This window comes from Glycomyces sp. NPDC046736 (assembly GCF_040645615.1).
Lineage (GTDB): Bacteria > Actinomycetota > Actinomycetes > Mycobacteriales > Micromonosporaceae > Glycomyces.
Window position 1 is genome coordinate 247,836 of the sequence record NZ_JBEYYO010000002.1, and the last position, 19,390, is coordinate 267,225.

A 19,390-nucleotide genomic window follows, 5' to 3' on the forward strand; every position below is an offset into this window, starting at 1 on the left:
TTCACCCCCACGGCGGCACCGGCCCTGGCCCCGAACGTCGGACCCACGCCGTACCCTGGCAGCAGACCAGCAAGCAGGAGGAAGACGTGGCACTCGCCCTGTACCGCAAGTACCGCCCGCAGACCTTCGCGGAGGTCGTGGGCCAGGAACACGTCACCGAACCGCTCATCAACGCCATCGCCGCCGGCCGCCTCAACCACGCCTACCTCTTCTCCGGCCCCCGCGGCTGCGGCAAGACCTCCTCGGCGCGCATCCTCGCCCGCTCCCTCAACTGCGCCGGGGGCCCCACCCCCACCCCCTGCGGCGAATGCAACTCCTGTCGAGCCCTCGCCGCCGACGGACACGGCTCGGTCGACGTCATCGAGATCGACGCCGCCAGCCACGGCGGCGTCGACGACGCCCGCGAACTGCGCGAAAGGGCCGTCTTCGCGCCCGTCGACTCCCGGTTCAAGATCTACATCATCGACGAAGCGCACATGGTCACCGCCGCAGGCTTCAACGCCCTGCTCAAACTCGTCGAAGAACCCCCCGACTACGTCCTGTTCATCTTCGCCACCACCGAACCGGACAAAGTCCTCCCCACCATCCGCTCCCGCACCCACCACTACCCGTTCCGGCTCATCCCGCCCCCCGCGATGCGCGAACTGTGCCGCGACCTGTGCGAACAGGAAGGCGCCGTCGTTGCCGACGACGTGTTCCCGCTCGTGGTGCGCGCTGGCGGCGGTTCGGCGCGCGACACGCTGTCGGTCCTCGACCAGCTCATCTCCGGCTCCGGGCCCGAAGGGGTCACGTACGAGCGGGCGGCGGGGCTGCTCGGCGTCACCGACGCGGGGCTGCTCGACGAGATGTGCGAGGCGTTCGCGGCCGCTGACGGGGCGGCGGTCATGGAAGTGGTCGAGCGCGTCGTCGAAGGCGGGCACGACCCGCGTCGCTTCGCCGGTGACCTGCTCGAACGCCTCCGCGACCTCATCGTCCTCACCCAGGTGCCCGACGCGGGGAGCCTGGGCCTGGTCGACGCCCCGGCCGATCAGCTGGGGAAGATGACCAGCCAGGCCACGCGCATGGGCACCTCGACGCTCACCCGGATGGCTGAAGTCGTGGCCGCCGGTCTGGCCGGGATGCGGGGCGCGACCGCGCCTCGGCTGCTGCTCGAACTCGCCTGCGTGCGGGCGATCCTGCCCGGCTCGGACGAGTCGATGGCCGGGCTCATGCAGCGCCTGGAGACCCTGGAGCAGCGCGCCGCCGGAGCGGCGTTCGCCGCCCCCCGCGCCGCCGAGGCCCCGCAGCAGGCCGGTCCGGCCGCGGCCCGCACGGCACTCGCCAAGGCCGCCGCCGAGAAGGCTCCCGCCGCGCCGATCGCACCGGCTCCGGCTCCGGTCGAGGCGGCACCGCCTTGGGACGACGAACCCGAGGCCGCGCCACCTGCGCCAACGCCCGCACCAGCCGCCCCGGCAGCGGCTCCGGTGCCCGAGGACGACTGGGCCGACGCCGAACCGGCCCCCGCCTACACGCCCGCGCCCGAGCCGGTCGGCGACTCAGGGGGCGCCAGCGCCGCGTCCATCCGTCGCCAATGGGACCGGATCATGATGGCTGTCAAGGACAAGAAGCGCACCACTGCCGCGCTCCTGTCCGACGCGACCATTGCCGACGCCACCGAGGGCGAAGTCACTCTCGCGTTCAAGCACGCCTTCCATGCCGAGAACCTTCAGAAGGAACCCGCCTACGGCATCGTGGTCGCGGTCTTGTCCGACGTCCTCGGCGGCACCTGGAAGATCCGCTGCGAAGTGGGGGACCCGGCGAACCTCCCAAAAGCGGGACGGGCGGCGCCGCCGGCCCCGACGCCTAGCATCGCCCAGCCCCGCACCCCCACCGACGCACCCGCCCAGACGGCCCACGCCGAACCCCCGCCCGAGGAATACGACGAACCCAGCCCGGACGACCCGGTCGCACCCGGCGGGTTCGGCACCAGCGAAGAGCAGGCACTCAAACTCCTCACGACCGCCTTCGGCGCCAAGCAACTGCGTTGAAGCCGCCCCCGGGCGGACCATCGGTGTCCGACCGGGCGGCTAGGCTGGCGAAGGAAACCCGAACCCACCGGCGAGGAGAGACGACATGTTCCCTGGCGGAGACATGCAGAAGCTGCTGCAACAGGCCCAGCAGATGCAAGCCGACATGATGGCCGCGCAGGCCGAACTGGCCGAATCCGAAGTCACCGCGGCCGCGGGCGGGGGCCTCGTGAGCGCCACCGTCACCGGCGACGGCGAACTCGTTCGCGTCAAGATCGACCCCAAGGCCGTCGACCCCGAGGACGTCGAGACCCTCGAGGACCTCGTCCTCGCCGCCGTCCAGGCCGCCACCGAGGACGCCAAGCGTCTCGCCGCCGAGAAGATGGGCCCGCTCGGCGACGCCCTCGGCGGCATGACCGGCGGCCTGGGCCTGCCGGGCATGTAACCATCCTCAGCGGCCGCGCCGGCGCACTGCGCCTGCGGCCGTCCTTTGACGATCACGTTCGCGCGGCGAGAAAAGAGAGATCCTTGTACGACGGGGCTTTGGGCGACCTCATCGAGGAGTTGGGGCAGTTGCCGGGCATCGGCCCGAAGAGCGCCCAGCGGCTCGCGTTCCACCTGCTCGCGTCCGAGCCGGTCGAGGTCGAACGGCTCACCTCGGCGCTGGAGCGGGTCAAGGCGCAGGTGCGGTTCTGCGAAACGTGCGGGAACGTCACCGAGGCCGAGCAGTGCGGGATCTGCCGCGACCCGAGACGCTCGGAGGCGCTGATCTGCGTCGTGGAGGAACCCAAGGACGTGCTCGCGATCGAGCGCACCGGCGAGTTCCGCGGCCGCTACCACGTCCTGGGCGGGGCGATCAACCCGCTTGAGGGGATCGGCCCCGACGACTTGCGCATCCGCCAGCTCATGGTCAGGTTGCAGGCCGGGGAGACCAAGGAGCTCATCCTCGCCACCGACCCGAACACCGAGGGCGAGGCGACCGCGACGTATCTGGCGATGCTCGTCAAACCCATGGGGTTCAAGGTGACCCGGCTCGCCAGTGGTCTGCCGGTCGGCGGGGACCTGGAGTACGCCGACGAGGTCACGCTCGGCCGGGCGTTCTCGGGCCGCCGCGACGTCGATTAACCGCGCCCGAACCTACAAAAAGGCAACCGCTCGCAGTGGCCCGCGCCACTGCCCACGTGCGCGCTCCTACGCCTGAAGGCTATTCGAAATCGTTGCGGCACAACGAATCCCGTTCTCACACTTCGTGCACGATTTGGGTAACAATAGTCGCCGAATCGGTCACGATCACATAACGCTCAACAGTGGTCCAGCTCACCGTGTCTTACGCTTCTGGGGAACCTCCGAATACCCAACGAACGACGGGTGAAGCAATATGCGCACGTCTCGAACCGCCCCAGCCAGACGAGTGGTCGCCGCCTCCGCCGGCGCCGCACTCGCGCTCGGCATGGTCGCCGCCTGCAGCAGTGAGAGAGAAGGTGAAGACCTCAACGAGACCACGCCGTTCATCTTCGGCTCCCCGGGCGACCCCAGCTCCATGGACCCGGTGTTCGCCTCCGACGGCGAAACCTTCCGCATCACCCGCCAGGTCTTCGACACCCTCCTCGACCACGACGGCACCGAGATCGTCCCCGGCCTGGCCGAAAGCTGGGAGCAGAACGCCGAAGGCACCGAATGGACCTTCAACCTGCGTGAAGGCGTGACCTTCCACGACGGCGCCGAACTCGACGCCGCCGCCGTCTGCGCCAACTTCGACCGCTGGCACAACTTCACCGGCGGCTACCAGTCACCGAACTACACGTACTACTACTCCAGCTTCTTCGGCGGCTTCGCCGAGAACGACCCCGAGATCACCCAGGTCCCCTCCAACTACGCCGGCTGCACCGCCGACGGCCTCACCGCGACCATCGCCATCAACGAGTACACCGCCAACTTCCCCGGCGCGTTCTCCATGGCCACCACCGCGATCGTCAGCCCCGACTCGCTCGCCCAGATCACCGACGACGAGATCGTCACCGCCGAGGACCCGCTCCCGGCCTACACCCAGGAAGCCGGCGTCCTCGCCGGCACCGGCGCCTACGAACTCGTCGAATGGGACCACGGCGCGCAGTCGGTCACCCTCGAACGCTTCGACGACTACTGGGGCGAGACCGCCAAGGTCAAGACCCTCATCTTCAACACCATCTCCGACGAGACCGCCCGCCGCCAGGCCCTCGAGGCCGGCGACATCCAGGGCTACGACCTCGTCGCCCCCGCCGACGTCCAGCCCCTGCTCGACGCCGGATTCCAGGTCCCGACCCGAGACGTCTTCAACGTCCTCTACCTGACCTACCAGCAGCAGACCCCCGGCCTCGACGACCACGCCGTCCGCGAAGCGCTCTCCAACGCGATCGACCGCCAGCGCATCGTCGACTCCGTGCTCCCGCCGGGCGGCGAAGTCGCCACCCAGTTCGTCCCGCCGACCATCGACGGCTGGTCCGACCAGGTCCCGACCTTCGAATACGACCCCGACCTGGCGATCGAGAAGCTCGCCGCCGCCGGGCAGTCCGACCTCACCCTCGAGTTCTGCTACCCGACCGACGTGACCCGGCCCTACATGCCGGCCCCCAAGGACATCTTCGACATCATCGCCGCCGACCTCGAAGCCGTCGGTGTGACCGTCGAACCCACCCCGATCACCTGGACCGAGTACATCCCGACCACCCGCAGCGGCGACTGCCCGCTCTACCTCCTCGGCTGGACCGGCGACTTCACCGACGCCTACAACTTCCTCGGCACCTGGTTCTCCGAAGAGACCACCGAATGGGGCTTCGACGACCAGGCGATCTTCGACGGCCTCGCCGCCGCCGCGGCCGAACCCGACCCGGCCACCCGCACCGCACTGTGGGCCGACCTCAACGTCAAGATCATGGAGCTGCTGCCCGGCCTGCCGATCTCGCACTCCCCGCCCTCGATCGCGTTCGCCGCGAACGTCACCCCCATGGAGGTCTCCCCGCTCACCCAGGAGAACTTCGCCCAACTCTCGTACAACAACTAGTGAAGCAATCGAGTCGATAGCAAAATATGCTGCGCTACACGATTAAACGCCTCCTGCAGCTGGTCGTGGCGTTGTTGGGACTCACTCTGCTGCTGTTCGCGTGGTTCAAAGCCCTCCCGGGCGGACCCGAGACCCGCATGCTCCCCGACAACGCCACCGACCAGCAGCGGGAGGCGCTTCGCCAGGCACTGGGACTGGACGAGCCGATCTGGTTCCAGTACGGCGAATTCCTCTCCCGCATCGTCCGCCTCGACTTCGGCTCCTCCCTGTCGAGCGGACGGCCCATCGCCACCGAACTGGCCGACCGCCTCCCCGCCACCATCGAACTCTCGTTGTGGGCCATGGCGATCGCGATCGGCATCGGCATCCCGCTGGGCTACCTGGCCGCGAAACGCCGCGGCTCCTGGCTCGACTTCACCGCCGTCTCAGGCTCACTCGTCGGCATCTGCATCCCCGTGTTCTTCCTCGCGGCGATGCTCAAGGTCGTCTTCGCGCAGCAACTCGGGTGGCTGCCGACGACCTTCCGACTCTCACCGGGCCTGACCTACACCGACATCACCGGCCTCAGAGTCCTCGACGGCCTCCTCACCGGCGAATTCGACGTGGCCCTCGACGCGGCCCGGCACCTCGTGCTGCCCGCGCTCGCGCTCGCGTCGATCCCGTTGGCGGTCATCGTGCGCATCACGCGCGCTTCGGTTCTCGAAGTGGTCGGCGAGGACTTCGTGCGCACCGCCGACGCGAAGGGACTCAAGCCGCAGACGATCCGCGGCCGCCACGTCATGAAGAACGCGATGCTGCCGATCATCACCGTGATCGGCCTGCTGTTGGGCAGCCTGTTCGCCGGAGCGGTCCTCACCGAGAGCGTGTTCGCGTTCGGCGGGGTCGGCTCGTTCGTCTACCAGGCCACCACCGAACGCGACTACCCGGCGCTGATGGGGTTCATCCTGGTGATCGCCGTGTCCTTCGTCGTACTGAACCTGATCGTGGACCTCGCTTACGGGTTCCTGGATCCGAGAGTGCGGGTGCGCTCATGATGACCTCCAAGATCGAGCGGCTCGACCGGCTCGTCGAGGCCGGTGTCCAAGCCCGGCACGGCCAGTCGGGGTCGCTGTGGCGCCAGTCTTTGCGGCGCATGAGCCGGTCCCCGATGGCGATCTGCGGCGCGATCATCGTGTCGTTGTTCGTCCTCATGGCCATTCTCGGCCCGTGGATCGCCCCTTACAGCCCCACCGCGCAGACCTGGGGCAAAGAGGTGTTCCTCAACCAGAACATCTTCCCCGGCCCGCGCGCCGAGAACTGGTTCGGCCTCGACCACTTGGGCCGGGACATGTTCTCCCGCATGATCGTCGGCGCCCGCCAGACGCTCCTCGTCGGCGTCGTGGCGACCCTGATCGGGTTCCTCGCCGGGGCCGTGATCGGCGGCGTGGCCGCCGCTTCGGGCGCGTTCGGCGGCCGTTGGGGTCAGCGCGTCGAATCGGTCATCATGCGCACCGTCGACATCGCACTGTCCATTCCGATGCTGCTGCTCGCCCTCAGTGTCGCAGCGCTTTTGGGTCCGAGCCTGACCACGGTCATGATCGCCGTGGGCGTCGCGCAGATCCCGATCTTCGCGCGTATGCTCCGCGGTTCCATGCTCGCGCAAGCGCACTCGGACTACGTCCTCGCCGCGATCGCACTGGGTGTGCCCAAACCGCGCATCGTGGTCTCGCACATCCTGCCCAACTCGATGGGCCCGGTGATCGTCCAGGCCACGCTGGTGCTCGCCACGGCGATCATCGAGGCCGCGGCGCTGTCGTACCTGGGCCTGGGCAACCCCGACCCGGGCAACCCGGAGTGGGGGACGATGCTCTCTGACGCGCAGCGGTTCCTCTCCGGCGCACCGCAACTCGCGATCTATCCGGCGGTGGGCATCATCGTCACCGCGCTGGGCTTCACGCTCCTGGGCGAGGCCATGCGCGAATCGCTCGACCCGAGGCTGAGGAGGCAGGAGTGACGAATCTGCTTGAAGTGGAAGACCTTCGGGTCGCGTTCGGTTCGGCCACCGCGGTCGACGGCGTCTCGTTCGGTGTGGCCGAAGGCAAAGTGGTCGGCCTGGTCGGCGAGTCCGGTTGCGGCAAGTCCGTCACCAGTCTGGCGATCATGGGCCTGCTCCCCAAGAGCGGCGGCCGCGCCCGACGCGGCCCCGCGAAACCCGCGCAGGCCGCCGCCGGGACCGACACCGCCGAAGTGCCGCAGGCACCTTCGGTCGCCAAGCGCCGCAAGGGAGGAGCTGACGTCACCGGCCGCGCCGCGTTCGACGGCGTCGACCTCCTCGCGCTCAGCCCGACCGCGATGCGTCAGCGTCGCGGCAAGGACCTCGCGATGATCTTCCAGGATCCGCTCTCGAGCCTCAACCCGGTGGTCACGATCGGCCGCCAGATCACCGAGGTCTTGGAGCGCCACCGGGGTCTCAAGGGGGACAAGGCGACCAAGGAGGCCGCGAACCTCCTCGACCGCGTCGGCATCCCCGACCCGTTGCGCCGCTTGAAGGAGTACCCGCATCAGCTCTCGGGCGGGATGCGCCAGAGGGTGCTCATCGCGATCGCGGTGGCGTGCGCGCCGAGGCTCCTGATCGCCGACGAGCCGACGACTGCCTTGGATGTCACTATCCAGGCGCAGATCCTCGAACTGCTCAAGGACCTTGTTGACTCCGAGGGCACGGCGCTGCTGATGATCACGCACGATCTCGGTGTGGTGGCGGGGATCTGCGACGACGTGAACGTGCTCTACTCGGGCCGCGTGGTCGAGTCCGCGCCGGTCCGGGAGCTGTTCGCGCGGCCCACACACCCGTACACGGTGGGCCTGCTCGGGTCGATCCCGCGCCTGGACCTGCCGATCCACGAACCGCTGACACCGATCCGCGGCTCGATCGCGGACGTGATCCGCTGGAAGGACGGCTGCGCGTTCGCGCCCCGCTGCGACCGCGTCACCGAGGCCTGCGTGGACGGTGAACCGGCGCTGACCGGGGCCGTGCACGCCCACCGCTGCGTCATGGCCGAGGAGGTCGTATGAGCACCGAACCCGAAGCCGACGTGAAGGTGGCCGAGGATTCCCAGGCGCCGCTGCTGGAGGTCGAGGACCTGAAGGTCCACTTCCCGATCCGCCGCGGCATCGTGGTCGAACGCACCGTGGGCGCGGTCCGCGCCGTCGACGGGGTCGGCCTCTCGATCGACTCGGGCGGCACGTACGGTCTGGTGGGCGAATCCGGTTGCGGCAAGACCACCTTCGGGCGGGCCGTGCTGCGACTGGAGGAGCCGACGGCCGGCCGCGTCCGCCTCGGCGGCGACGAGGTCACCGCGCTCAAGGGGGAAGCGCTGCGGCGCTTCAGGTCCCGGATGCAGATGGTCTTCCAGGATCCCTTGGGCTCGCTCAACCCCCGGCACAACGTCGAGATGCTCTTGGCCGAGCCGCTCAAAGTGCACGGCGTGGGCTCGAAGGAGGAGCGCCGCCGCCTCGCCGTCGAGACGCTCGACGCGGTCGGGCTTCCCAAATCGGTCCTGGAGCGCTATCCGCACGAGTTCTCCGGCGGGCAGCGCCAGCGACTGGGCATCGCCCGCGCTCTGATGCTGCGGCCGAGCCTGATCGTGTGCGACGAGCCGGTGAGCGCGCTCGACGTGTCGATCCAAGCGCAGGTGATGAACCTGCTCGACGAGCTCCAGGGCGAGTTCGGGCTGACGTATCTGGTGATCGCGCACGACCTCGCGGTGGTGCGGCACCTCTCCGACCGGGTCGGGGTCATGTATCTCGGCAAGCTGGTCGAGGAGGCCGACTCGGAGACGATCTACGAGCACCCGCGGCACCCGTACACGAAGGCGCTCCTGTCGGCGGTCCCGCAACCGGACCCGGAGATCGAGGCGACCCGCGAGCGCATCATCCTCAAGGGCGACCTCCCTTCTCCGGCGAACCCGCCCTCAGGCTGCCGCTTCCGCACCCGCTGCCCGTGGGCCGAGGACATCTGCGCGGAAGTCGAACCCGAATGGCGCGAGGCCGCGAGCGGCCACAAGGTCGCCTGCCATTTCGACCTCTGACCCGACCAGCAGTTGCACCACAATCCACAGAGTTATCCACAGGCAGGAAGTTCTTGTTGCCATTCGCTCGCGGGTCGTGCGAGGCTTGAGGAATGCGCGAGAACATGATCGAAACCGGCCCGTCCACCGCCTCCCACCTGGGATTGCAGTGGGCGGGTTCGGTGATCGTGAACGCGCTCCACATTTCCGAAATGGCGGGAAACAAAGTTATCCACAGCCCGAAAATTAGTTCTCGCCGATCTCCCCAACCCGTGAAAGGGTTGGTACAAAAAAGCCATCTGGCCCTGCGGGATGGCGGCGAATGGAAGAGGGTATTCGCGAACGTCGCCATACCGAGACCGCGCGCGGGAAGCCACCTGCGCGCGGTCCCCGCAGAGCCAGCTCCGCGCGGAACACGCGGGTGGCCGGGCACACCAGCCCGGCCACCCCACGCGAAAAATTTCTGAGAAAACCCGTCCCCCCGGGGGCCGTTGGCTGAGCAGGACCGGCGCCTGTGGGACACCGCGATGATCGCCGAAGGCGTGGAACGGTGGTAGGCAGCGCGGGCTTGGGACGCGTTGGGGGCATCGGGGGCAGGCCGCACGGCTGCGGCGGATATGAGCGGTTGTTCGATACTGCCACAATGGCACCATGAACCAGGGCACCACTGAAACCTTCACCGCTCCCGACAAGATGAGCGCCGGGATGCGCCGAAACGGGGTCATGATCTGCGCGTTCTTCGGCCTCGGCTGGTACGTCGGCGGTGCGGGCGTGCTTCCGGCCGGCGCGTATTGGGTCGGCCTCGGCCTGGCCGCCGCTGTGAGCATCGCCCTCGTGGTGGCGGTCTACCGGGTCGGCTCGGGTCGGGAGCGGCCGCGTGAACTGCCGAAGGACTGGGGTCGCCGCTACGGGATCTGGGTCGGTGTCGAGGTCGTGCTCATCGTGGCGGCCGTGGTGCTGGCCAACCGGTTCGACCTGGTCGACTTCCTGCCCGGGACGATCGCCGTGATCGTCGGCTTGCATTTCGTGCCGCTCGCGCGCGCGTTCGACGAGCCGATCTACCGCTGGGGCGGCATCGCCATGACGGTCGCCGGTCTCGGCGGCGTGGCCGCCGCGTTCGGCGACGGCCTGGTGGCCGGCGGGATCGCCGGGATCGGTTCGGCACTCGTGTTGTGGGCCACCGGCTTCGCGGTGCTCAAGCGCGGCTGAACGCGCCGAGCCGGTCGGCTTTGACGTTGCCGCCCTGCATGATCAGATGCAGGCGGTGCTCGGGGTCGGTGAGGACGGCGAGGTCGGCGAGCGGGTTGCCGTCGACCACGAGCAGGTCCGCGCGAGCCCCGGGCGTGATCTGGCCGATCCTGCCCTCCTCGCCGAGGAGCCGGGCGGCGGTGACGGTGGCCGAGCGGATCACGTCGGCCGCCGGGATGACCGCGCCACGGATCGTGAACTCCTGCAACTGGTGTCGCCGCATCCCGCCGAGCAGGTCCGAGCCGTAGCAGATCGCGACGCCGGCGCGGTGGGCCGTCTCCAGGGCTCGGAGCCCCGCGTCGAGGACCGTGGTGTTCTTCGCGAGATTCGCTGCGGAGAGCCCGAACTCGGCGCCCTCGCGGGCCATCTGCCGGTAAGTGACCAATGTGGGCACCAGGAACGCGTTGTGGCGCAAGAAGAGTTCAGTGCTGGACTCGTCGAGCAGGTTGCCGTGCTCGATCGAGCGGACCCCGGCCTCAAGGCCACGGTTGATCGCGCGCGCCGTATAGGCGTGCCCGGTGACGTACCGGTTCGCGGCCTCGGCCTCGTCGACGATCGCGCGGATCTCCTCGATCGCGAACTGGGTGGAGTCGATCCGGTCGGTCGGCGAAGCGACCCCGCCCGAGAGCATGATCTTGACGTGGTGGGCGCCGGTGCGCAGCTGCTCGCGCGCGGCCTTGCGGACCCCGTCCACGCCGTCGCACACCAGGCCCATGCTCGGGCAGCACTGGTGTGAGTCGCTCACCTGGCGCCCCCGCGGGCGCATGTCGACGTGGCCGCCGGTCTGCGAGAGGGCCTTGCCGCCGAAGAAGATCCGCGGCCCCTCGATGAGCCCTTCGGCGACGGCGTCGGCGATCCCGAAGTCCGCGCCGCCGGTGTCGCGCACCGTGGTGAATCCACGATGGAGCATCGCGCGCAGTTCGATCGCGGCCGTCGCGGCCACGTAGGCGGGCGAGTCGTCGGCGATGCCGCCCAGGTCGGCGCTGTGGGCGTTGACGTGGACGTGGCAGTCGACGAGCCCGGGCATGAGGGTCCGCCCCTCCAGGTCGACCACGCGGGCCCCGTCGGGCGCTTCGACGTCGGGACCGACCGCGTCGATCTCGTTGCCGCGCACCAGGACGCGCTGGCCGGGCAGGAGCGTCCCGGCGACGGTGTCGAGCAGGGCGGCCCGGTCGAACAGCACGGTCTCGGTCATCGGTGCCTCCTGGTTGATCGCGGCATAGACTAGCCGCGCGGCTAGTGACGGGTATCAATATGCCGGATCGTGCGCGGCGGCGCCGCTGGGGGTGGCCTCATGTCAGGATCGGGGGATCCACGGCGGTGAATTTTTCCCCTCGGCGTCGTCTGCATGAGTGTTCGTACTGTTGAGGAGTGAGTTGACATGTCGTATCCCGAACCCAGGTACTTCGGTGACGAAGGCGAGATGAACGCGCAGTTCCGGCCCGCCGGGGCCGCGGCGGACATCCTGTTCGCCAATGGCGGTTCCGCCGACTACCTCGCGACCGGCGCGACCACGAACGGCCAGTTCGGGCTCTACCAATGGAACATGAGCGGGGCGCGTTCGGGCCCGGACCCGCATTTCCACCGCACCATCTCCGAGTCGTTCTACATCCTCTCGGGCACGATCCGGATCTACAACGGCGCCAAGTGGGTCGACCATGTGCCCGGCGATTTCGTGCACGTCCCCGAGGGCGGCGTCCACGGGTTCCGCAACGAGTCCGGCGAGCCCGCCTCGATGCTGCTCATGTTCCACCCCGGCGCGCCGCGGGAGGAGTACTTCGAGGGCCTGCTGACCGTCGGGGAGCTCTCCGACGAGGAGCGCAAGGAGTTCTTCGCCCGCCACGACAACTTCTGGGTCGAGGAGTCCTAGGCACGGAAAAGGCCGGACGACACCGCCGTCCGGCCTTTCGCGTTGCGTCCCTTAGAGGTTCTCGATGACCTCGCGCATGAGGCGCGCGGTCTCGCTCGGGGTCTTGCCGACCTTGACGCCGGCGGCTTCGAGGGCCGCCTGCTTGGATTCGGCGGTGCCCGCCGAGCCGGAGATGATCGCGCCCGCGTGGCCCATCGTCTTGCCCTCGGGGGCGGTGAAGCCCGCGATGTAGCCGACGACGGGCTTGGTCACGTTGGCCTTGATGAACTCGGCCGCGCGCTCTTCGGCGTCGCCGCCGATCTCGCCGATCATGACGATGGCCTTGGTCTCGGGGTCGGCTTCGAACGCCTTGAGGCAGTCGATGTGCGTGGTGCCGATGACCGGGTCGCCGCCGATGCCGACGGAGGTCGAGAAGCCGAGGTCGCGCAGCTCGTACATGAGCTGGTAGGTCAGCGTCCCGGACTTGGAGACCAGGCCGATGGGGCCGGTGCCGGTGATGTCGGCGGGGGTGATGCCCGCGTTCGACTTGCCGGGGCTGGCGATGCCGGGGCAGTTCGGGCCCACGATGCGGGTCTTGCCGCCCTTGGCTTCGGCGTAGTTCCAGAAGGTCACCGAGTCGTGCACCGGGATGCCCTCGGTGATGACGATGACCAGTTCGATCTCGGCGTCGATCGCCTCGATAACGGCGGCCTTGGAGAAGGCCGGGGGCACGAACACCACGGAGGTGTTGGCGCCGGTCTCGGCCATGGCCTCGGCCACGGAGGCGAACACCGGGAGGCTGACGCCGTCGACGTCGACCTTGGTGCCGGCCTTGCGCGGGTTGACGCCGCCGACGATCTCGGTGCCGGCGGCGAGCATGCGGCGGGTGTGCTTCATGCCCTCGGAGCCGGTCATGCCCTGGACGATGACCTTGCTGTTCTCGTTGAGGAAGATCGCCATTGGCCTAGGCCTCCTTGTTCGCGAGTTCAGCGGCCTTGTCGGCTGCGGCGTCCATGGTCTCGACCACGGTGATGAGCGGGTGGTTCGCCTCGGCGAGGATCTTGCGGCCCTCTTCGGCGTTGTTGCCGTCGATGCGGGCGACGAGCGGCTTGGTGACGGTCTCGCCGCGGTCGGCGAGGGTCTGGAGCGCGCCGAGGATGCCGCGGGCGACCTCGTCGCATGCGGTGATGCCGCCGAAGATGTTCACGAAGACGCTCTTGACCTGCGGGTCGGAGAGGACGACTTCGAGGCCGTTGGCCATGACCGCGGCCGAGGCGCCGCCGCCGATGTCGAGGAAGTTGGCGGGCTTGACGCCGCCGTGGTTCTCACCGGCGTAGGAGACGACGTCGAGGGTGGACATGACCAGCCCCGCGCCGTTGCCGATGATGCCGACCGCGCCGTCGAGCTTGACGTAGTTGAGCCCGGATTCCTTCGCGCGCTGTTCGAGCGGGTCCACGGCGGACTTGTCCTCGAACTCGGCGAACTCGGGGTGGCGGAAGGCCGCGTTCTCGTCGAGGGTGACCTTCGCGTCGAGCGCGAGGATGGTGCCCTCGGGGGTGCGCACGAGGGGGTTGACCTCGACGAGCGTGGCGTCTTCGGCCACGAACGCGCCCCAGAGCTTGACGAACACGTCGACGAGCTGGTCGCGGAGGTCCTCGGGGAACCCGGCGCGGGTGACGATGTCGCCGGCGATCTCGGGGGTGACGCCGACGCCGGCGTCGATCGGGAGCTTGACGACCTTCTCGGGCGCGGTGTGCGCGACCTCTTCGATCTCCATGCCGCCCGCGGTCGAGGCGATGCACAGGAAGGTGCGGTTCGCCCGGTCGAGGAGGTAGGAGAAGTAGTACTCCTCGTCGATGTCGGCGGTCACGGTGAGCATGACCTTCTCGACGGTGTGGCCCTTGATGTCCATGCCGAGGATGTTGGTGGCGTGGGTCTTGGCCTCGCCTGCGTTGTCGGCGAGCTTGACGCCGCCGGCCTTGCCGCGTCCGCCGACCTTCACCTGCGCTTTGACGACCACCCGGTCACCGAGGCGCTCAGCGAGCTCCACGGCCTCCTGCGGTGTGGTGGCGACGCCGCCGTCCAGCACCGGCACGCTGTGCCGGGCGAACAGTGCGCGGCCCTGGTATTCGTACAGATCCACTGTAGAGTCCGCTCCACTAGCTAGTCTTCTTTGACCGGACGGCCTGGTCCCTTCCGCTCGGGCCCGGAGGCGGGCCGCGCTGCGGCGAGCCGGTTCCGGCGAGCGGGTGGACGGTTCAGGTGCCCGTTATCGCAGGGTAACGCGCGGCGGACGCGGGCGGGGGCTGGCAGTGATCGGGTGTGACGAGTCAGGCTGCTTTCGCCCCGAAACGGGCCGGGACCAGGCCGAGCGGACCGAGCCGGAGGGCCGGCAGGGCCGGGCAAGAGGGTTCGGGCACCGCGCGGGGCGCGGGCGGGGGTCTTGCGCGTCGTGCGGTCGGTTGCCGTGTGCTGCGGGGATTGCGGGGGCAAAGAGGCGGGGACCGGACGCACCCCTCAGGCGTCCGGTCCCCTTAGCGGGAACCAAGCCCACCCCTCAATGGCTTGATTCCCTTAGGCACGATGCCCTATCGCCACCCCTCAATCGACAGGGCATCGGCAGTTTGTGGCACAGCTCTATGAGCGTGTGCGCATCATTGCGGCGCCTTTCGGGCCGCTGCCGATGCGTCTTCCGAGGCGTTGCTTCCCCGTCTGACACTTATAAGAACGAGGGCCGCAGCACCCGGTTACGGTCTGCTCAGAATATTTTTTTCGGGCGGCGTTTTCCCTGCTGGGAGCCGATAACACGGCTGCGGGACGGCCCTGATCGGGTGAGGCGACATGTTCGCGGACCCATTCGGCGATGACTTGCGTGGAAGCGCCGGGGCCGAATATCTCGGCGACTCCGGCTTCCCTCAGTTGCGTTGCGTCGGCGTCGGGAATGATGCCGCCGCCGAACAGCACGATGTCCTTCGCGCCGGCTTCGTCGAGCAGTCGCAGCACGCGCGGGAAGAGGGTCATGTGGGCGCCGGAGAGGATGCTCAGGCCGATCGCGTCGGCGTCCTCGGCGAGCGCGGTGGCGACGACCTGCTCGGGGGAGTTGTGCAGGCCGGTGTAGACGACCTCCATGCCCGCGTCGCGCAGGGCCCGCGCCACCACTTTCGCGCCCCTGTCGTGCCCGTCGAGCCCGACTTTGGCCACGACCACGCGTATGGGCGCGCTGCTTGCAGACATTGATGTACCTCCTCGTACGGAGGCCGCGGCGCGCACGTCGCTCGTGGCGAGGCGTGCGCGCCGCGGCCGATGCATAGGAGTGAGCTTAGTCGCGACCGATGGGAGTCGGAAGGCCTAACGGCCGTAGGGCGGCTGCGGGGGCTGTCCGCCCTGCTGGTAGCCGGGCGGCGGGGGCGGGAAGCCGGGCTGCCCGAACTGCTGCTGGGGCTGGCCGTAGCCCTGCTGCGGGTGGCCGCCCTGCGGCGGGTATCCCGGGTGCTGGGGCGCGCCCTTGATGAAGGCCTTGACCTCGTCCTTGGTGATGTACAGGAAGCTGGCGTAGCCCAGGGCCGCGCCCATCAGCAGGTACATGATCAGGCCGATCGCGTTGAACACGATCAGCGACATGAGCAGGGCCAGGACCGAGCCGCACGCGCCGATCATCATCAGGACGATGCCGGTCATGCGCAGGCCCGCGGCCGTGACCTTGCCCTGGGGCAGGGCCCAGCCGTACCAGGCGAAGGCGCCGGCGATGGCGATGCCGAGCACGCCGCCGGGGACGGCGATCGGGCCGATGACGGCCATGTTGATGATGTTGCCGAGGATGCTCACGCCGGCGACGACCAGGGCGACGAGGCCGATGTGCTTGATGCCGACGGGGGCTTCGCCGGTCAGCGGGGCCGTCTGCGGCTGCGGGTATCCGGGCCCGGGCTGCTGGGGGCCGGGCGGGGGGAATCCGCCGGGCTGGGGCGGCTGCTGTCCGTAGGGCTGCTGGCCGGGGGCCTGCGGCGGGACGGGAGGCGCGCCGAGGGGGCTGGGGGGCGGGGTCTGGGGGCCGCCGGGCTGGTAGCCGGTCTGGGAGCCGCCCTGCTGGGGCATGACGGTGGTCTCGGCGTAGGTCGCGGCGGGGGGTTCGGCCGGGCCGGTGGGGTTGCCCAGGGGCGAGGGCGGCGGGGGCGGGGTGCTGCTCTGCGGGGACGGTGCGCCGCGCTGGATCTTCATGGTGCGGTCGAGGTTCTCCTCTTCCGCGGCCGGAGCCGGGGGCGGCGTGGCGCCGCCGGGCTTGAGCTTGAAGGTCCCGCCGTCGTCCTCGGGCTGGTCGTTCTCAGGGGGAGTCATGACATCCACTCTCCATGCCGGATCGGTTGTGACTGCTCTCGCTCTCACCTTACCGACCGTGGTCGAACGGCGGGAGTCCGTCCGGTGCGGTGGCGGGAGGGCATGGGGCGCAGCGGGTCCGGCTTCGCCTGGGGCGTCTCCCCCGTTCGGGGGAGAGGGGCGGTTCAGCCCAGGTGCTTGAGGAGGACGGCGCGGTGGGTGGTCTTGGCTTCGTTGAAGCGCGCTTCGCCTGCGGGGGTGAGCATGAGGAAGTTGGCGCGGCGGTCGAAGTCGCATACGGCGCGGGTGATGAGTCCGGCCTTCTCCAGGCGGGTGACGGTGCGTGAGAGCGCGCTCTGGCTGAGGTACATCTCGGCTTCGATGTCCTTCATCTTGGCCTTGGAGGTGTGACCGGAGCAGTTGCGGGTGAGGATCAGCAGGACCTCGAACTCGCTGAGCCCCAACGCATGTCGGGCCTGGAGCTCGGATTCGAGTTCGCAGGACGTGTTGTGGTACACGCGGAGTGTTTCAGACCACTTGGCGCATACGTCGACTTCAGCTGGAGCCTCCATGACCAGGAGATTACCATGTCAAGACATTTAATGTCCATGCATTTGATGTGTTGACATCAAATGCACGTGCATGTAAGTTGATCCGCATGACGATCACCGAACCGAAATCCCAGGCTGCCGTCAGCCTCGTCGACACCCCCGCACACGCCCCGAGCCGCTGGGGACCCAAACTCTGGGCCGTCCTCTTCGTCGCCGGACTCGCGATGTTCCTCGACGCCCTCGACGTCTCCATGGTCGGTGTCGCGCTCCCGTCCATCGGCGCCGAACTGGGCCTCGAAACCGCCTCGCTCCAATGGATCGTCAACGGCTACATCCTCGGCTACGGCGGGCTCCTGCTCCTGGGCGGACGCATGGCCGACCTGCTCGGCCGCCGCCAGGTCTTCCTGACCGCCCTCGTGGTCTTCGGCGCGGCCTCCCTCATCGGCGGCCTGGTCGACAACGAGGCCCTGCTCATCGCCTCCCGCATCGTCAAGGGCGTCGCGGCGGCCTTCACCGCCCCGGCCGCGCTGTCGATCATCACCACCACGTTCAAAGAAGGCCACGACCGCAACAAGGCCCTCTCGATCTTCACCGTGTTCGGCGCCACCGGGTACGCCTCGGGCCTCATCGCCTCCGGCCTGCTCACCAGCGTCGACTGGCGCCTGACGTTCTTCGCGCCGGTCGCCGTGGTCGCCGTCGTCATCGTCGCCGCGTTCATCGTGGTGCCGAAGAACGCCGAACGCGAGCGCGGCAGCATCGACTTCGCCGGGTCGGCCACCCTCACCGGCGGCATGCTCGCCGCCGTCTACACGATCGTGACCGCCCCCGAGACCGGGTTCACGCCGCTGGTCACCGCCACCGCCATCGCCGCAGTGGTGCTCCTGGGCGCGTTCTTCGTGATCGAGAACAAGGTCGCCCACCCGCTGGTGCGGCTGAGCATCTTCAAGGTCAAGTCGATCGTGCGGGCCAACCTGGCCGCGCTGGCGATCTTCGGGTCCTACATCAGCTTCCAGACGATCGTGTCCCTGTATCTCCAGAACACGCTCCAGTGGGAGCCGATCCAGATGGCGCTCGCGCTGGCCCCGGCCGGGATCATCGTGGCGATCCTCTCCCCGATCGCCGGGAAGTTCATCGACCGCTACGGCACCCGCACGATGATCATCGCCTCGATGGCCGCGTTCGTCCTGGGCTACCTGTGGTTCATCGTCCGCGGCGGCGACCCGAACCCGAACTACGCGCTCGACTACCTGCCCTCGTTCCTGCTGCTGGGCCTCGGTTTCGCGCTCGGGTTCTCCTCGGTCATGGTCCAGGCCACCGAAGGGATCGCCGACGACGAGCAGGGCCTGGCCTCCGGGCTGGTCCAGACCTCCGGGCAGATCGGCGGCGCGGTCGTCCTGGCCATCGTCACCGGGCTCATCGCCTCCGGCACCGCCAGCGGCATCGCCCAGTTCCGTCCCGGGCTCTACCTCGTCACCGTGGTCGCGCTCGTCGGCCTGCTCGCCAGCGCTTCGGCGCTGCTGGGTCGCCGTGGGGCGAAGGACGAGGTGGTCGAGGCCGCGTAACCGTCCCGTGAGGGAGCTGATCGAATAGGATATATCCTATAGGATTTTGACTCCGTTATGTGTGAGGGGCCGCCGTCTTCGGACGGCGGCCCCTTCGGCGTTTTCAGTCGGTGGCGTGTGCTGCGGTGGGCGGGCCGAGGGCGCGGCGGGTGGGGATCGCGGTGGCGGTCCAGGCGAGGAGTGCGGCGACGGCGACGGTGGCGGGGATGGCCCAGAGGGGGCCTTGGGGCCAGGGTTCGCCTAGGAAGCCAGGCCTAGGACGGACATGGGGAGGACGGAGAACGCGAGTCCGGCGCCGATGGCGATGCCCGGGGTCAGGAGCGCTTCGCGGCCGATCATCGATCGGATCTGGCGGGGGTGGCGCCTAGGTCGCGCAGGTCGGCGGCCAGGGCGATCGGCCCGAATCCGAAGCCGCGCTCGTAGGTCGCGGCGATCTCGGGACTGATCTCGGTGCTGTCGGCGAGGACGAGGTCGAGCCGGTCGCCGGGAAGCTGATCGGTCATGTGGGGCCTCCGAAGGCGGCGCGGGGTTCGGAGGATGAGCGACGGTGAGGAGCAGACGATTCGGATGCGCCGGGAACCGCGAGCGGTTCGGTCGTGTGAGAGACGGTCGACTCGGTGGCGTGTGGTGCGTTCATGTCCGCCGCCTGCCGGGGCGGCGAGGCGAGGCCCGGGCGCCGCGGGCCGTGTGGTCGCGAGTCGAGGGCGGTCGGCGGTGCGCTGGCGGCGCGGCCCGGCCGCGGCGGGTTCCGGTTGTTCGCGGAGTGGTCGGTTCGGT

17 protein-coding genes and 1 pseudogene are annotated in these 19,390 nt (G+C 69.0%); 11 read left to right on the top strand and 7 right to left on the bottom strand.

Features of this window, described 5'->3' with window-relative positions:
- Positions 1 to 86: 86 nt before the first annotated feature.
- The 9 genes from AB0B28_RS03050 to AB0B28_RS03090 all read left to right on the top strand — a co-directional run bounded on the left by AB0B28_RS03050 (position 87) and on the right by AB0B28_RS03090 (position 10,301).
- The gene (locus AB0B28_RS03050; RefSeq protein ID WP_360115536.1) at positions 87 to 2,027 is read left to right on the top strand and encodes a DNA polymerase III subunit gamma and tau; all 1,941 of its coding nucleotides are present in this window, start codon (positions 87 to 89) and stop codon (positions 2,025 to 2,027) included.
- An 85-nt stretch (positions 2,028 to 2,112) separates the two neighbouring features.
- On the top strand, positions 2,113 to 2,451 hold the full coding sequence (locus AB0B28_RS03055; RefSeq protein ID WP_360115539.1) for a YbaB/EbfC family nucleoid-associated protein: 339 nt from the start codon (positions 2,113 to 2,115) through the stop codon (positions 2,449 to 2,451).
- An 83-nt stretch (positions 2,452 to 2,534) separates the two neighbouring features.
- The gene (gene recR, locus AB0B28_RS03060; protein ID WP_360115542.1) at positions 2,535 to 3,131 is read left to right on the top strand and encodes a recombination mediator RecR; all 597 of its coding nucleotides are present in this window, start codon (positions 2,535 to 2,537) and stop codon (positions 3,129 to 3,131) included.
- 253 nt (positions 3,132 to 3,384) lie between these two features.
- Positions 3,385 to 5,046 (top strand): ABC transporter substrate-binding protein, encoded by a 1,662-nt coding sequence (locus AB0B28_RS03065; RefSeq protein ID WP_360115545.1) that lies wholly within the window; start codon positions 3,385 to 3,387, stop codon positions 5,044 to 5,046.
- Positions 5,047 to 5,072: 26 nt separating this feature from the next.
- Complete coding sequence (locus AB0B28_RS03070) at positions 5,073 to 6,080, top strand: ABC transporter permease (protein WP_360115548.1); 1,008 nt, start codon at positions 5,073 to 5,075, stop codon at positions 6,078 to 6,080.
- On the top strand, positions 6,080 to 7,039 hold the full coding sequence (locus AB0B28_RS03075) for an ABC transporter permease (RefSeq protein WP_360115550.1): 960 nt from the start codon (positions 6,080 to 6,082) through the stop codon (positions 7,037 to 7,039). The genes AB0B28_RS03070 and AB0B28_RS03075 overlap by 1 nt, the downstream gene beginning before the upstream one ends.
- Complete coding sequence (locus AB0B28_RS03080) at positions 7,036 to 8,097, top strand: ABC transporter ATP-binding protein (protein ID WP_360115553.1); 1,062 nt, start codon at positions 7,036 to 7,038, stop codon at positions 8,095 to 8,097. Before AB0B28_RS03075 ends, AB0B28_RS03080 begins: the two co-directional genes overlap by 4 nt.
- Positions 8,094 to 9,113, top strand: coding sequence for an oligopeptide/dipeptide ABC transporter ATP-binding protein (locus tag AB0B28_RS03085; protein WP_360115556.1), 1,020 nt, complete (start codon positions 8,094 to 8,096; stop codon positions 9,111 to 9,113). The genes AB0B28_RS03080 and AB0B28_RS03085 overlap by 4 nt, the downstream gene beginning before the upstream one ends.
- 630 nt (positions 9,114 to 9,743) lie before the next feature.
- A complete protein-coding gene (locus AB0B28_RS03090) occupies positions 9,744 to 10,301 on the top strand; it encodes a hypothetical protein (protein ID WP_360115558.1) in 558 nt (185 codons plus the stop codon).
- Here the strand turns inward: AB0B28_RS03090 and AB0B28_RS03095 are convergent.
- A complete protein-coding gene (locus AB0B28_RS03095) occupies positions 10,288 to 11,535 on the bottom strand; it encodes an amidohydrolase family protein (protein ID WP_360115561.1) in 1,248 nt (415 codons plus the stop codon). The genes AB0B28_RS03090 and AB0B28_RS03095 overlap by 14 nt on opposite strands.
- Before the next feature lie 186 nt (positions 11,536 to 11,721).
- Here AB0B28_RS03095 and AB0B28_RS03100 point away from each other — a divergent pair, with 186 nt between their 5' ends.
- Positions 11,722 to 12,210 carry a cupin domain-containing protein gene (locus tag AB0B28_RS03100; protein WP_360115564.1) on the top strand — a complete coding sequence of 163 codons (489 nt, stop codon included), beginning with the start codon at positions 11,722 to 11,724 and terminating at the stop codon, positions 12,208 to 12,210.
- A gap of 51 nt (positions 12,211 to 12,261) precedes the next feature.
- Here AB0B28_RS03100 and sucD read toward each other — a convergent pair whose 3' ends face one another.
- The 5 genes and pseudogenes from sucD to AB0B28_RS03125 form a co-directional block, all read right to left on the bottom strand.
- On the bottom strand, positions 12,262 to 13,149 hold the full coding sequence (gene sucD, locus AB0B28_RS03105; RefSeq protein ID WP_360115567.1) for a succinate--CoA ligase subunit alpha: 888 nt from the start codon (positions 13,147 to 13,149) through the stop codon (positions 12,262 to 12,264).
- 4 nt (positions 13,150 to 13,153) lie between these two features.
- Positions 13,154 to 14,332, bottom strand: a complete 1,179-nt coding sequence (sucC, locus tag AB0B28_RS03110) for an ADP-forming succinate--CoA ligase subunit beta (RefSeq protein WP_360115570.1) — start codon at positions 14,330 to 14,332, stop codon at positions 13,154 to 13,156.
- A gap of 695 nt (positions 14,333 to 15,027) precedes the next feature.
- Positions 15,028 to 15,423, bottom strand: a pseudogene (locus AB0B28_RS03115) (cobalamin B12-binding domain-containing protein); the annotation flags it as partial.
- Positions 15,424 to 15,537: 114 nt separating this feature from the next.
- A complete protein-coding gene (locus AB0B28_RS03120; RefSeq protein WP_360115572.1) occupies positions 15,538 to 16,521 on the bottom strand; it encodes a hypothetical protein in 984 nt (327 codons plus the stop codon).
- 164 nt (positions 16,522 to 16,685) lie between these two features.
- Positions 16,686 to 17,072, bottom strand: coding sequence for a MarR family transcriptional regulator (locus AB0B28_RS03125; protein WP_360115575.1), 387 nt, complete (start codon positions 17,070 to 17,072; stop codon positions 16,686 to 16,688).
- 86 nt (positions 17,073 to 17,158) lie between these two features.
- On the opposite strand from AB0B28_RS03125, the gene AB0B28_RS03130 reads away from it, so the two are divergent.
- Positions 17,159 to 18,613, top strand: a complete 1,455-nt coding sequence (locus AB0B28_RS03130) for an MFS transporter (RefSeq protein ID WP_360115578.1) — start codon at positions 17,159 to 17,161, stop codon at positions 18,611 to 18,613.
- A gap of 335 nt (positions 18,614 to 18,948) precedes the next feature.
- On the opposite strand, the gene AB0B28_RS03135 is transcribed toward AB0B28_RS03130, so the two are convergent.
- Positions 18,949 to 19,116, bottom strand: coding sequence for a hypothetical protein (locus tag AB0B28_RS03135; protein ID WP_360115581.1), 168 nt, complete (start codon positions 19,114 to 19,116; stop codon positions 18,949 to 18,951).
- Positions 19,117 to 19,390: the final 274 nt, after the last annotated feature.

Coding starts and splice junctions, on each gene's coding strand:
- AB0B28_RS03075 (WP_360115550.1), top strand. CDS start 6,080: ATGACCTCCAAGATCGAGCGGCTCGACCGGCTCGTCGAGGCCGGTGTC.
- AB0B28_RS03090 (WP_360115558.1), top strand. CDS start 9,744: ATGAACCAGGGCACCACTGAAACCTTCACCGCTCCCGACAAGATGAGC.
- sucD (WP_360115567.1), bottom strand. CDS start 13,149: ATGGCGATCTTCCTCAACGAGAACAGCAAGGTCATCGTCCAGGGCATG.
- AB0B28_RS03100 (WP_360115564.1), top strand. CDS start 11,722: ATGTCGTATCCCGAACCCAGGTACTTCGGTGACGAAGGCGAGATGAAC.
- AB0B28_RS03055 (WP_360115539.1), top strand. CDS start 2,113: ATGTTCCCTGGCGGAGACATGCAGAAGCTGCTGCAACAGGCCCAGCAG.
- AB0B28_RS03065 (WP_360115545.1), top strand. CDS start 3,385: ATGCGCACGTCTCGAACCGCCCCAGCCAGACGAGTGGTCGCCGCCTCC.
- AB0B28_RS03130 (WP_360115578.1), top strand. CDS start 17,159: ATGACGATCACCGAACCGAAATCCCAGGCTGCCGTCAGCCTCGTCGAC.
- AB0B28_RS03095 (WP_360115561.1), bottom strand. CDS start 11,535: ATGACCGAGACCGTGCTGTTCGACCGGGCCGCCCTGCTCGACACCGTC.
- AB0B28_RS03070 (WP_360115548.1), top strand. CDS start 5,073: ATGCTGCGCTACACGATTAAACGCCTCCTGCAGCTGGTCGTGGCGTTG.
- AB0B28_RS03120 (WP_360115572.1), bottom strand. CDS start 16,521: ATGACTCCCCCTGAGAACGACCAGCCCGAGGACGACGGCGGGACCTTC.
- AB0B28_RS03085 (WP_360115556.1), top strand. CDS start 8,094: ATGAGCACCGAACCCGAAGCCGACGTGAAGGTGGCCGAGGATTCCCAG.
- AB0B28_RS03135 (WP_360115581.1), bottom strand. CDS start 19,116: ATGACCGATCAGCTTCCCGGCGACCGGCTCGACCTCGTCCTCGCCGAC.
- AB0B28_RS03125 (WP_360115575.1), bottom strand. CDS start 17,072: ATGGAGGCTCCAGCTGAAGTCGACGTATGCGCCAAGTGGTCTGAAACA.